This window comes from Bacillus sp. FSL R5-0712 (assembly GCF_038593285.1).
GTDB classification, from domain to species: domain Bacteria; phylum Bacillota; class Bacilli; order Bacillales; family Bacillaceae; genus Bacillus; species Bacillus safensis.
Map to the genome: position 1 here is coordinate 3118232 of NZ_CP151981.1, position 13093 is coordinate 3131324.

At 41.9% G+C, this 13093-nt stretch carries 12 protein-coding genes; 4 read left to right on the plus strand and 8 right to left on the minus strand.

Annotation, left to right across the window (positions count from 1 at the left end):
* Positions 1 to 35 precede the first annotated feature (35 nt).
* On the minus strand, positions 36 to 464 hold the full coding sequence (locus NSU11_RS16170) for a MarR family transcriptional regulator (RefSeq protein WP_024423455.1): 429 nt from the start codon (positions 462 to 464) through the stop codon (positions 36 to 38).
* 171 nt (positions 465 to 635) lie between these two features.
* On the opposite strand from NSU11_RS16170, the gene NSU11_RS16175 reads away from it, so the two are divergent.
* The 4 genes from NSU11_RS16175 (at position 636) to modB (ending at position 4652) form a co-directional block, all read left to right on the plus strand.
* Entirely contained in the window at positions 636 to 1121 is a 486-nt protein-coding gene (locus NSU11_RS16175) for a metal-dependent hydrolase (RefSeq protein WP_024423456.1), read from the plus strand.
* Positions 1122 to 1245: 124 nt separating this feature from the next.
* On the plus strand, positions 1246 to 3096 hold the full coding sequence (locus NSU11_RS16180; RefSeq protein WP_024426040.1) for an LTA synthase family protein: 1851 nt from the start codon (positions 1246 to 1248) through the stop codon (positions 3094 to 3096).
* A 114-nt stretch (positions 3097 to 3210) separates the two neighbouring features.
* Complete coding sequence (gene modA, locus NSU11_RS16185; RefSeq protein WP_024426041.1) at positions 3211 to 3987, plus strand: molybdate ABC transporter substrate-binding protein; 777 nt, start codon at positions 3211 to 3213, stop codon at positions 3985 to 3987.
* Positions 3987 to 4652 (plus strand): molybdate ABC transporter permease subunit, encoded by a 666-nt coding sequence (modB, locus tag NSU11_RS16190; RefSeq protein ID WP_034623869.1) that lies wholly within the window; start codon positions 3987 to 3989, stop codon positions 4650 to 4652. Before modA ends, modB begins: the two co-directional genes overlap by 1 nt.
* Positions 4653 to 4691: 39 nt before the next feature.
* Here modB and NSU11_RS16195 read toward each other — a convergent pair whose 3' ends face one another.
* From NSU11_RS16195 to NSU11_RS16225, 7 genes are all read right to left on the minus strand, one after another.
* Positions 4692 to 5537, minus strand: a complete 846-nt coding sequence (locus tag NSU11_RS16195) for an aldo/keto reductase (protein WP_024423460.1) — start codon at positions 5535 to 5537, stop codon at positions 4692 to 4694.
* A gap of 69 nt (positions 5538 to 5606) precedes the next feature.
* On the minus strand, positions 5607 to 6476 hold the full coding sequence (locus NSU11_RS16200) for an ROK family protein (protein WP_197172944.1): 870 nt from the start codon (positions 6474 to 6476) through the stop codon (positions 5607 to 5609).
* A 63-nt stretch (positions 6477 to 6539) separates the two neighbouring features.
* Positions 6540 to 8555 (minus strand): Na+/H+ antiporter, encoded by a 2016-nt coding sequence (locus tag NSU11_RS16205; RefSeq protein ID WP_024423462.1) that lies wholly within the window; start codon positions 8553 to 8555, stop codon positions 6540 to 6542.
* Between the two features lie 314 nt (positions 8556 to 8869).
* On the minus strand, positions 8870 to 9481 hold the full coding sequence (locus NSU11_RS16210; protein ID WP_024423463.1) for a trimeric intracellular cation channel family protein: 612 nt from the start codon (positions 9479 to 9481) through the stop codon (positions 8870 to 8872).
* Positions 9482 to 9630: 149 nt separating this feature from the next.
* Positions 9631 to 10044, minus strand: a complete 414-nt coding sequence (locus NSU11_RS16215) for a disulfide oxidoreductase (RefSeq protein WP_024423464.1) — start codon at positions 10042 to 10044, stop codon at positions 9631 to 9633.
* On the minus strand, positions 10041 to 10727 hold the full coding sequence (locus NSU11_RS16220) for a DsbA family protein (RefSeq protein WP_044331353.1): 687 nt from the start codon (positions 10725 to 10727) through the stop codon (positions 10041 to 10043). Before NSU11_RS16220 ends, NSU11_RS16215 begins: the two co-directional genes overlap by 4 nt.
* Positions 10728 to 10868: 141 nt before the next feature.
* Positions 10869 to 12968, minus strand: coding sequence for a heavy metal translocating P-type ATPase (locus NSU11_RS16225; protein WP_056765792.1), 2100 nt, complete (start codon positions 12966 to 12968; stop codon positions 10869 to 10871).
* Between the last annotated feature and the right edge of the window lie 125 nt (positions 12969 to 13093).

Consider the following 13093-nt stretch of genomic DNA (forward strand, 5'->3'; position numbering starts at 1 on the left):
CGCTACAGCGCTCAGCATTATACAAGGGAAGAGGCTCAATCATCATGAAAGGTCTGTCTCATTTTTTGCAAGTACGACAGAAAGGTTTTTAAATCATCCTTTGTGAAGTCTGACATCATATGCTGAATCACTTTTCCGAAAAGACGTGTATGCTTTTCATAAATCGCCATCCCTTTTTCCGTGACTTCTAAACGAACAAGTGATGAATCGTCCTTGTCCCGTTCTCTTTGAATATAACCCTGCTCACATAATTTATTGAGTGCAATAGAGGCTGCACCAGGGTTTAAAGAGAGTCTTTGCTTCAGCTCTTCGGCATGTGATACTTTGCCTTGTATCAAAATAGAAAGAGCATATATCTGCGGGGGCGTGATGTCTTTCTCTAACTCAAGTAACTTGCGGTTTAATTTACGGCTGACTTCATAATGTACAAGAACAATTTCTTTTAAAATGTCTGCATTACCCATCCGAATCGCATCCTTATCGTTAGTATCAACATGACTTCTCCCTTATTATAGAATGTTTTTCCATTCAGCCAACCATTTTGGCCTCTTTTTCTTTAGAAATAAGCCTTGCTGAATAAATCCACCCTTGATATAGTGAGTACTTGAACTAAAGATAGAACAGGAGTACGCATCATGACAGGAAAAACTCACATCATGGGCGGAGTTGCCGCCTCTACAGCCGTTGCCTACTATTATGGATTAGACCCAGTGACGATGGCTGCTGCTGGATCAGTTGGTGCCCTGATCCCTGATCTTTGCCATACAAAAAGTAAAATCGGCAGAAAATTCCCGCTGCTCTCGGCACTGATCAGCAGTGTCTTCGGTCATCGCACGTTTACACACAGTTTATTATTTTTGCTGATCATTTATTTTCTAGCGACAACATACATTCCAAATGACAGCCTAAGTATCGGTTTACTAGTCGGGATGGCAAGTCATCTCATCCTAGATGCAGGAACAGTGAACGGGATTAAATTTTTATTTCCAGCTTCCATTAAAGTGCGTCTTCCCTTCTATGTCAAAACAGGCAGCACAGGAGAACAAGTCGTACTAGCTGCTCTTACCGTCGTTACCTGCTATTACATCGCCGTCATCTGCGGCATATCCATCCCATTCTAATGAATTAAAAAGAGTTTTTCCGAAAAACACAGGATATGAATTGATCATTCCTCATTTTTTTAGTAGGTTTAAGATAAGTGTTTTTGCCTTGCAGCTGAATACAGAATGATGAGGAGCTACATAAATGAAAGCGTTCTTCAAAAATCACTGGTTTTTAGTGTATTCCATCCTCTTCATGTGGATGAAAACATACATCATATATCAATTCGGATTTCACATAAGAACGGCCAATCTGTTTCATGAATGGCTGCTTTTGATCAATCCACTTAGCTTTTTGCTCCCTTTGTTTGGGATTGCTCTTTTTTTAAATGAAAAGAAGCAAAAGATTTTTTTATTGACCGCAAATTTTATTTTGACGGCGATTCTCATAGCGAATACGATCTTTTATGGATTTTATATTGATTTCATTACGATCCCTGTATTATTCCAAGCGAAAAACATGGGGGATATGGGCAGCAGTATGACAGAATTGTTCCACCCGCTGTTTTTACTGATGCTCATTGATTTCGTGGTACTGGCATGGCTGTTAAAGCGTAAACCTTTAGCACCAAAAGCCTCCTTCAAGACGATCAAAACATATTATGCCGTGTGCTGCAGCTTTCTATTGTTTCATGTCAGTTCAGCCATGATGGATCACCCTCGTTTTCTGACAAGCTCTTATGATCGAGAAGTGATTGTACGAAACCTTGGGTTGTTCCAGTTCCACCTGTATGACGGTGCTGCCCAAACAGCGCGAATTGGACAAAAAGCCTTTGCAGATGAAGATACACTTTCAACCGTAGCTAACTACACAAAGGCTGATTACAGTGCACCAAACGAAGAGTACTTTGGACTTGCTAAAGGCAAGAACGTTGTGTTCATTTCACTCGAATCAACCCAGCAATTTGTCGTTGATCAAAAGGTGAATGGACAATACATTACCCCCTTTTTAAATCAACTCGCTAAAAAGAGTTTTTATTTTGATGAATTTTATCAGCAGACTGAGCAAGGAAAGACGTCGGATTCAGAGTTTATTGTCGCAAATTCCCTCTATCCATCTAGCAGCGGCGCTGTCTTTTTCACAGCGAGTGACAACGAATACGACACGTTATACAAGCAGTTGAAAAAAAAGAACTATCAATCCGTCCAATTTCATGCGAATAATAAAACGTTTTGGAATCGTGATGTGATGTATGAATCGTTTGGGATTGACCGCTTTTATGATGTCGATTCGTATCAAGTCAATGAACAGAATTCAACTGGCTGGGGCTTAAAGGATATCGACTTCTTTGACCAATCCATTGATTATTTAAAAAAGTTGAAGGCACCTTATTACAGCACGTTCATTACCTTGACCAATCACTTTCCATTTGAAATCGATCCAAACGATCAATTGATTGATGAATATGATTCGTCCAGCGCCATTTTAAACCGCTATGTGACGACCGTCCGCTATCAGGATGAAGCCATAAAGACATTTTTTGAACGTATGAAAGAAGAAGGACTGTATGACAATACAATGTTTGTTCTCATGGGGGATCACTATGGCATCTCCGAGGCACATCATCAGGCAATGGCAGAGCTGCTCAATAAAGATGAAATCACACCGTTTGATGCTGTTAAATTGCAACGGGTTCCCTTTTTGATTTACATTCCGGGAGTCACAGATCAAGCACCGCAGACAATTTCTGAAACAGCTGGGCAAATCGACGTGAAGCCGACACTCCTGCACTTACTCGGTATTGAAACGAAGGATGCCATTCAATTTGGCAATGACTTATTTTCAAACGAACGGACGCCTTTTGCTGTTTTGAGAAACGGAAACTTTATTACAGATGATTATCTCTATACAAAGAACACCTGCTATGATCAAAAAACAAAAGAGCCTGTTGAACAGGATGAGGTGTGTCAGCCTTATATCGAAAAAGCCAATAAAGAGCTTTCCTTATCAGACAAAGTGATCAATGGGAATTTGCTCCGTTTTTATCAGCATTAAAAGTCGCCTTCTGGCGGCTTTTCTTTTCTCTTTTTACTGAAAGCCTATGAATGGTCAAATAAGTTTGCTTATAATAAAGGATACAGATGATATTGAATAATAAGAGGTGTGAACATGAAGTATGCGTTCTTCGCCTTCATCGCCATCTGTTTGCTCCTGAGCGGGTGTCAAACAGAGATGAAGTCATCGGATACAACCAAAAAAACTGAGCTTGTCATTTCAGCTGCGGCAAGTCTTCAGGATGCACTAAAGGAAATTGAATCTACTTATAATGATGAGCATCCGAATGTGACATTAACAAATAATTTCGGGTCATCCGGCGCATTGAAGCAGCAAATTGCGCAAGGGGCAAAGGCCGATCTCTTTTTCTCAGCAGCTGAAGCGCCCTTTGATGAGCTTGTGAAATCTGGAGACATCGATCAACATTTTATCAAGGATGCTATCCAAAATGAGCTTGTACTCATTGTGCCAAAAGATCACTCTTCCTCTATTAAAAGCTTTCAAGACGTCCAGCACATAAAAGGAAAGGTTGCTCTTGGCACACCTGAATCCGTTCCTGCTGGTACATACGGCAAAGAGATTTTCACAAAGCTGAACATCTGGGATCAAGTGAAAAAGAACACTGTGTACGGCAAGGATGTGCGGCAGGTTTTAAGCTACGTAGAAACAGGAAATGTGGAAGCAGGTGTTGTGTATAAGACAGATGCCCTCGTTTCCAAAAAAGTAAAGATTGCAGCTGAAGCCAATCAGGACATGCATTCCCCGATCATTTACCCAGTAGGGATCGTAAAAGGGACAGAACATTTAGAGGAAGCCAAGTCCTTTTTTCAATTTCTACAATCAAAAGCAGCCAAATCCATTTTTAAAAAGTACGGCTTTCAAGTGACATAATGCCCATGCTCACTGAAGAATTCCTTTCTCCCATCTGGCTGTCCGTGCAAGTTGCCGTTGTGAGCGGGCTGCTGGCAACAGTTTTTGGTACAATGATTGGCTATTGGATGGCGCGAACTTCATTTAAGGGGAAAATGATCGTAGAAACGCTTTTGATGATGCCGCTTGTCCTTCCGCCAACAGTTGTAGGGTTTTTATTGCTCGTCATATTCGGAAGGCATAGCTTGATCGGAGACGTGATTGAATGGATCTTCCACCAGCCGGTCATTTTTACATGGTGGGCGGCAGTTATTGCATCGACGGTTGTGGCATTCCCGCTTATGTATCAATCTGCAAAAGCTGGATTTTCTACGATTGAGTCAGATATTGAAGGGGCTGCAAAAGTAGATGGTGCTCATTCATTCCAAGTCTTTGCCTATATTACAGTACCACTTGCCCTGCCTTCTCTATTGTCAGGCAGCGTCCTCAGCTTTGCTAGAGCCCTTGGAGAATTCGGGGCGACCTTAATGTTTGCCGGCAACATCCCAGGAAAAACCCAAACACTCCCAACCGCTATCTATGTGGCAATTGATTCTGGACGAATGGAGCTTGCTTGGGCTTGGACGATTTGTATTGTGATCCTATCTTTTATCATGCTCTTGGCTGTGCGCCGAAGCAGTACGTAAAAAATCCTCTTTCTCATATAAGAAAGAGGATTTTATTATTTATTCAAACCCAACCGTCATCGTCTCTGGATTTGAGCCGACGCGTTCGTTATTGTTTAATGCATCGATTTTTTCCATGTCTTCTTTGGAAAGCTCGAAGTCAAAGATGTCTGCATTTTGTTTAATGCGTTCTTCATTGATTGATTTTGGAATTGTCACGACACCGCTTTGCAGATCCCAGCGCAAGATGACTTGAGCAACAGATTTGTTGTAGCGTGCAGCAATGTCTTTCAATACGTCATGATCTAATAGCTTCCCTTGCATCAGCGGAGACCATGCCTCAATCTGAATGCCTTTTTCCTTTGCATATTGACGCAGTTCAACAAGTGTCAGTTTCGGATGAAATTCCACTTGGTTCACAGCTGGAACAACCTCAGCATCTTTTAACAGCTCTTCTAAATGCTGAATGTAGAAGTTGCTGACTCCAATGGCTCTGACTTTCCCATCTTTATAAAGCTTCTCAAGTGCGCGCCATGTGTCTTTAAATGTATCTGCATTTGGTCCAGGCCAATGAATCAAATAGAGGTCTAAGTAATCAAGACCTAATCGGTTTAAGCTTGCGTCAAACGCTTCAAGCGCTTTTTCATAACCTTGATCTGTGTTCCATACTTTAGATGTGATAAATAAGTCTTCTCGTTTCACGCCAGATTCTTTAATCGCTTTTCCTACGCCTGTCTCATTTTTATAAACAGCTGCCGTATCAATGCTGCGATATCCGTTTCGTATGGCTGCTTTTACGGCATCTACCACTTGATTGCCGTCCTCCACTTTGAATACACCTAAACCAAACCAAGGCATTTCGACTCCGTTATTCAATGTTACGGTATCATTCAAGCTTTTGACCATTTTAACAACCACCTTTTTTATAGATTCCATCTCTTTCATTATCTCATGTTGTGCTTCAAAACTCTATTATCAGGCGTTTCTCTTGGCTTCGTTGGCTAAGAGCAGCGCACCTGTCATGCCAGCCTTGTCCTCAAGCCCGGGGGAGACAATGTATGTATCAAGCGGCGGCAGATCCACATAATCATTGACATAAGCAGCCAGCTTCTCTCGAATGAGTGGGAATAGCTGCTTTTGCTTCATGACGCCTCCGCCCATGATGATGCGCTCTGGGCTTAAAATGAGTGAGTACTGCATAAGCGCCTGCGCTAAATAATCCGCTTCAAGTGCCCAAACCGCTTCTTCCTGCGTAAGCTCTTTGGCGGGTTTTCCCCACCTTTTCTCAATCGCTGGTCCAGCTGCCAGCCCTTCTAAGCAATTTCCATGTGCCGGACAGACACCTGCAAACGGATCTGATTCATCCTGTCTGATAAGGATATGTCCCATCTCAGGATGTGAATGGCCGTGTAGAAGCTCATTTTTCACAACAGCACCCGCACCAATGCCTGTACCGACCGTGATATACAAACAGCTGCTTAGCCCTTTGGCTGCCCCTTTTGTTAATTCACCTAGTGCTGCGGCATTGACATCTGTTGTAAAGGATACTGGGACACCTAATTGCTTCTCAAGCTCAGGAATGAACGGATAATGCTTCCACTCCACTTTCGGCGTGTTCATAATATAACCGTATGAAGGATCATCCTTTTGAACACAAATGGGTCCAAAGGAGCCAACCCCTAATGCTGCAATGTCATGCTGCTTAAAAAATGGAATAAGCTGCTGTATTGTTTTCTCTGGGTGCTCTGTCGGAATCGTCATTTCCTCCAAGATGTCTCCATGCTCATTGCCGATTGCACAACAAAATTTTGTACCCCCAGCTTCAATCGCTCCATAATAGGCCATCATTAATCTCCCCCTGCTCGTTCTCTTTCTTCATCATAAAACATGGGGGAGAAGATGACAACATCACGTATTGGTGAGCAGAACAGCTTCCATGTCATTGATATACTCCCTTAAATGATGGGCAATATCACGGTTGATCTCACCATCTTCATATAAGGTTTGAATTTCATTTCGAATCGACTGTACAGCTTGGAAGTTAAGCTCTTTTTTCTTTCGGTCAAATGAACGGTCTTTTTGCTGGAAGAAGCTTGGACCGTGTTCACAGCGGTAAATCACTTGGTTGTAAAAACCAATCACTTGGTGGCACGTTTGCTGGTTTTCATCTGTCATATGCTGTTTGATCGAGTCTACCGCAGCCTCAGCCGTTTTCTTACGGATTTGTTTGTACGCGTCCTCTTTTTCTAAAATACCGCTTGAAATGTGCTGATTCGGCCGCCATAATTGCAGCCATTGAAGCAAGCGGAGAAACTTCACCTTTGAAAAACGGATTTTGAAGGAGTTTGAATACAGCATTTCCAGCTCATGAAATCTCTCTTGCAGCTCATAGGCTTCTTCCTTGTCAATTTTCTCTTCATCAATTAATTGTTGAAGTTTCATCTGTTCTGCTTTGATTCCGTGCAGTCTGATTTTTCGCTCTTGTTTTCTCATCCCGAATTGGTATGGTTCACGCTGGATATTTCTCAGCTTCATTCGGTAATCATTGATGAGTGCAAGGGATACTTCCCTGTTGTCCTCATTCATCCCTTCTTTTAACGTTTTAATCGCGCTTCTCAGCAGCTTCCGTTTCGCATGCTGAATCTTTGTATCCAAGTCCACGTCGACTTGTTTGTCTTTTTTCTCAGATAAAAGAGGCAGTAACACACTGGCTAAAATGAGTGTACATAAGATGACGCCTGCTGCGAGGAAGATAATCAAATGCCGCTCTGGAAATGGTGATCCGTCCGCAAGCGTAAATGGGATAGAGAAGGCACCGGCTAATGTCACAGCCCCGCGGACACCAGAGAATGTCATGAGCATCGAGGCGCGAAACTTCGGCTTTTTCACATTTTGCTTTTTTGTTGCGCTCCATTTTCCTGCCCAGAACAGCCATACCCATAAGAACCGCAGCACCATGAGACATAGCGTAATAATTAAGATGTAGCCAATCACCTGCATGTTGTTAAAGGATTCATCTTGGAAAATGACTGTAGAGACATCCGGAATCTGCAATCCAAGTAAAACGAAAACAAGTCCGTTTAAAATAAATAAAATAATATTCCATGTGTTTGATGAAGCAATTTGCAGTTTGGCTAAATTCGCTTCCATTCGGTCTTGCTCAATGGCATGTGTCACACCGCCAGCCACAACGGCTAAAATTCCAGATACACCGATTTCTTCCGCTGCTAAATAAATCACAAATGGTGTAAGGATTTGCAGGATGATATGCATTGTGACATCGTCCATTCCTAAACGGCGGAGAAAATAGCGAAAACGAATGATAAAAAAGGATAGAATAAATCCAGTCAATAACCCGCCTGCTGCAATCAGTACAAAACTAAAGGATGCCTGAGCAATTGAAAATGCTCCCGTCACCGTTGCGGCAATGGCAAATTTAAAGGCGACAAGTCCTGATGCATCGTTCATCAGCCCTTCGCCTTCCAGCAATCTCATGATGCCCTTTGGCATATTCACACGGCTGGATAAAGCACTTACTGCCACCACATCTGTCGGTGATAAAATTGCTGCAAGCGCAAATGCGGCTGGAAGCGGTATGCTTGGAATCATCCAATGAATGGTATATCCCGCTACAATGACGGTCGCAAACACTAACCCAAGCGCTAAAAGAAGAATCGGTGCTCTTAATTTCCATAGCTCGTCCCTTGGGGTACGCTTCCCGTCATTAAATAACAGCGGCGCAATAAATAGAACGAAGAAGAGTTCAGGATTTAAAGAAATATGTAAACCTGAAGGAAAAGCTGCCACCAATATTCCTAAGCCCACTTGAATTAACGGAACGGGAATAAAGGGGACAAAACGATTGATAATATTAGATACTGCAATGAGTGCCAGTAGTACAAGCACTGCCAAAAAAATCTCCACTAGTACATGTCCCTCCTATGTATATTTTTCGTCAATTTTTGCTTACATGCAAAGATGTGTTCATTTCATCCATCCGTCCGCTCAGAAGTGCTTTTTTAGTATTCCGCAAAAAGTGAAACCAACACATAACAATCCATCTAGGCAAAAAAAGGCTGAATCTAGATATTCAGCCAGCTGACAAAATTTTCATCATATGTATTGTTCAAATGATGAACAAAAGACCCTGCTTTTATTTTACACGAAAACTCCATCATCTGCTGATATTCAGCTCTTATTAAACACAAAAAAAAGAGCGGAATCGCCCTTTTTTCGTTTTACCCTTTATTTAAAAAATAAGATCTGGCGGGAAGGCGCCATTTGAATAAGTAGGAACAAACTCTGCATACGACGAGGATGACAAACAGCAGATATAAAGCAAGCTCTCCTTGCGCTAAGCCGAGTCCGACGAATAAGCCGCCAAGGGCTGCCCATACGGCGTAGATCTCTGCTTTTAGCACAAGCGGCTTTCGTCCTGCTAATAAATCACGCACAATTCCGCCGCCGCTTCCAGTCAAAATAGCTGCCACAATAACTGCACTGAGCGGGAGTTCTCTTTGCACAGCAAATAATGCGCCTTGAATCGCAAACGCTGCTAAACCGATCGCATCCGAGAAATTCCCCCATGTGCTCCAGTGCTTGAGCAAAAGCTTTGGAAAAAGAAACACAATCGTAATGGATACAAGGGCAATCGTAAACATTTTGCCCTGTGACCATAAAGCAGACACCGGCAGACCAATTAATAGATTCCGAATCGCTCCACCGCCAAATGCTGTCACAATCCCTAAAATGTACACACCAAGAATATCGTACTCTTCCTCCATTGCCACAATCGCACCACTAATAGCGAATGCGACAATGCCAATGATACTTAAGACTTCCCATGCCATTTTCCGCTTATCTCCTTACCTTTATCTGATCATCTAACACTACTCCCTTAATGTATATCTGACACAGGTGAAAAGCAATACAAATTTTCTTTAAATTTTATCTTTTTGCAAAAATAAAAAATAGCCCACTTATAAGCAGGCTATCTCTTTCAATCTTCTTTTGCATTTAACAGCAGCATACTAATGATGATGAGAATAAATGCAATAAGGGCTAGTAGTGGAATGGTGATAAAACCAAACCAGTTCAAATAATCAACGGAACAAGGAATACCGCTCAAGCAAGGGCGAATCGATGCAAAGCCAGGTATCTTTTGTTCCATATAATGATAGATAGAAAAACAAGCGCCAATCACAGCCAAAGGCAGAACGTAATATTTCACTTTCACATCGCCTCTGAATGTCGCAATTCCAAGTAAAAGCACGAGCGGGTACATGAAAATGCGCTGAAACCAGCACATATCGCATGGGATAAACTTCTTTACTTCACTTAAATACAGGCTGCTCATCGTCGCAACGATAGAAACGATCCAAGCACTGTATAAGTAAACAAGCTTATTCTTCATGATTTTTTCCCTTTGAGCTCTTGATCAATTAATTCTTTGATTTCATCATAGTCATAAAAGTTTTCGACTTGTTTATTGTTAATGAAAAGAGTTGGTGTTGCATTCACTTTATATTGGTTCACAAGCTGATCGTCTGTGTTCAGCTGCGGCTGATATGTTTTCTTTGATAGGTTATCTTTAAGCTTGTCCGTATCTATTTTTGTTGTCTTTTTCGCTAGCTCTGTCAGCTTAGCAGGCGTGACCCATTCTGCTTCACTATCTGGCTGTGCTTGATAGACAGCTTCATGAAATGCCCAAAAGTTTTTCGGATCTTCTTTCCACACTTCTTCAGAAGCTAGTGCTGCCAGCACTGCGCCATCTCCATGAACAGGAAGTGGCAAGTTAATAAACGAAAATGATACATCGCCTTTATCTATGTAGTCCGCTTTCAGTTTTGGGAAAATGTCTGTTTCAAATGATTTACATGATGGACATTTATAATCCCCAAACTCGACAATTTGTACGGCTGCGTTTTTATCTCCCATGACAGGCTGTCCTTTAATAGAAGGCTTACTGTCAACCGTTTGTGCTTCTTTGCTGTTGTTATTTCCAATGACGACGAATAATCCGATGAGAAGAGCTGCGATAATGGTTAAAATGACAGCAAATTTAATGGATGATGATTGATTATTTTTTTTACTCACATAAGCACCTACCTTATCTTTTTCATTCCTTCAAAAGAAAAAGGATAATAGCTTAGAATAATGCCATTATCCAACTTCTTCTATTTTAACAAGAGGGGATTCATTATGAAAGATGGTATTCATGAATTTTTCCTAACAATTTTATTTCATTACCCTCATGGCATTTAAAACAGCGAGTACAGTCACACCGACATCCGAGAAGACAGCTTCCCACATGGTCGCAATACCAAATGCTCCGAGTAATAGGAAAACCCCTTTAACCCCAAGAGCAAATGCAATGTTCTGCCATACAATTCTTCTTGTTCGTTTAGCGACAGCGATGGCTTCTGCTACTTTTGACGGCTGGTCTGTCATAATGACGATATCAGCCGCTTCTACCGCTGCATCTGAACCAAGTCCGCCCATCGCAATTCCTATGTCTGCTCTTGCTAATACCGGTGTATCATTAATGCCGTCCCCAACAAATAATAATTTTTCTTGAGGCGCTTTTTTCTGATCAATTTCTTCTAATTTCGTTACTTTATCCTGCGGTAATAATTCGGCATGTACTTCATCAATGCCAATTTGCTGGGCGACCGCTGTTCCAACTTGCTTGGCATCACCAGTCAGCATGACTGTTTGAATGCCAGATGCTTTTAGAGCTGAGACGGCTTCAATTGCATCATCCTTTAATTCATCTGCAATCAAGATCGATCCGGCAAACTCACCGTTAATGGCCATGTACACAACCGTTCCGCTTCGTTTTTCTTTTTCATATGAAATGCCTTCTCGTTCCATCAAGCGATGATTACCCGCTAACACTTGGGAACCACTGATGGTTGCTTTAATTCCATGTCCCGCAATATCTTCATATGCTTCGATCTTGCTTTCATCAAGCGGCGAACCATATGCCGCTTTAATTGATTCAGCAATCGGATGTGAGGAGTGGGCTTCTGCTAAAGCTGCAAAAGAAAGCAGCTCTTCTTCTGACCACTTATCGCTCGTTGTCACGATATTGGTCACTGTAAAGTTCCCTTTTGTGAGTGTGCCCGTCTTATCAAATACAGCATAGCTCACAGAGTTTAGTGCTTCTAGATAGTTACTGCCTTTTACAAGGATGCCTCGTTTAGAAGCTGCCCCAATTCCCCCGAAGAACCCTAATGGGATGGACACAACAAGCGCACAAGGACAAGAAATCACAAGGAAAACGAGTGCCCGGTAAACCCAGTCAGACAATTGAGCTGATGGAATGAGAAGCGGCGGCACAAAGGCAAGCAGCAATGCCAATACAACGACAGCCGGTGTATAGTATTTTGCAAACTTTGTGATAAAGTTTTCTGTCTGTGCTTTTCGGCTGCTCGCATTTTCAACCAAATCTAAAATTTTCGTCACTGCCGATTCGCTTAGCCCTTTTTGCACTTCAATTTCCAGAATACCGTTTTGATTCACAAATCCTGCAAGAACTTCTTTCCCTGCTTCTACATCCCGCGGCACAGACTCCCCTGTTAATGCAGAGGTATCCACGAGTGAAAAGCCTTCAATGACGAGACCATCAAGTGGAATTTTTTCGCCCGGTTTTACGACGATACGGTCACCGACTTTTACTTCTTCCGGCTTCACTTTTTTCGTTTCATTTCCTACTTTGAGATTCGCATATTCAGGGCGAATATTCATTAGTTCACTAATGGATCGTCTTGAACGATTCACTGCTGCTCCTTGGAACAGCTCTCCAATTTGGTAAAACAGCATCACTGCCAGTGCCTCTGGATATTGCTGAATGACAAAAGCGCCAGCTGTTGCAATGGTCATTAAGAAGTTTTCATCAAATACTTGGCCGCGCACGATATTTTTCAGCGCTTTAAAAACCACATCGCCGCCGACTAGTAAATACGCTGCGAAAAACATGATAAATTTCAGTAAGCCATCTTCTGGTATAAAATAAGCTGCTGTTCCAATGACTGCACCGCCAATTAATTTCAGCACAATCGCTTTTAAATTTTTTGTCCCATGATCGTGATCGTGGTGATGTCCTTCTTCTTTTGGTGAAACACTCACATGAGGTTCGATGGACTGAACCGTTTTTTCAATACGTTTTGACATCGTTTCTTGCTTATCTGCATGTGTGACAGTCAATGTCCCTGTCGCAAAATTAACGGAACAAGCTTCAACGCCATCCATTTTGCTGACACCTGTTTCAATTTTACGTGCACAGTTTCCACAATCAAGACCGCTTAATACGTATTCATCCTTCATTTTTTTCATGTTCTCACCTTTTTTCTATATGATAAGTAACGTTCCCTGGATCGATGAAACCTATTAAAAATCAAAAACTTTATATATGAGCATATATTCATATATTGGATTACCTTTATTATATGAGGAGTTCT

Coding starts and splice junctions, on each gene's coding strand:
- NSU11_RS16170 (WP_024423455.1), bottom strand. CDS start 464: ATGGGTAATGCAGACATTTTAAAAGAAATTGTTCTTGTACATTATGAA.
- NSU11_RS16175 (WP_024423456.1), top strand. CDS start 636: ATGACAGGAAAAACTCACATCATGGGCGGAGTTGCCGCCTCTACAGCC.
- NSU11_RS16180 (WP_024426040.1), top strand. CDS start 1,246: ATGAAAGCGTTCTTCAAAAATCACTGGTTTTTAGTGTATTCCATCCTC.
- modA (WP_024426041.1), top strand. CDS start 3,211: ATGAAGTATGCGTTCTTCGCCTTCATCGCCATCTGTTTGCTCCTGAGC.
- modB (WP_034623869.1), top strand. CDS start 3,987: ATGCCCATGCTCACTGAAGAATTCCTTTCTCCCATCTGGCTGTCCGTG.
- NSU11_RS16195 (WP_024423460.1), bottom strand. CDS start 5,537: ATGGTCAAAAGCTTGAATGATACCGTAACATTGAATAACGGAGTCGAA.
- NSU11_RS16200 (WP_197172944.1), bottom strand. CDS start 6,476: ATGGCCTATTATGGAGCGATTGAAGCTGGGGGTACAAAATTTTGTTGT.
- NSU11_RS16210 (WP_024423463.1), bottom strand. CDS start 9,481: ATGGCATGGGAAGTCTTAAGTATCATTGGCATTGTCGCATTCGCTATT.
- NSU11_RS16215 (WP_024423464.1), bottom strand. CDS start 10,044: ATGAAGAATAAGCTTGTTTACTTATACAGTGCTTGGATCGTTTCTATC.
- NSU11_RS16225 (WP_056765792.1), bottom strand. CDS start 12,968: ATGAAAAAAATGAAGGATGAATACGTATTAAGCGGTCTTGATTGTGGA.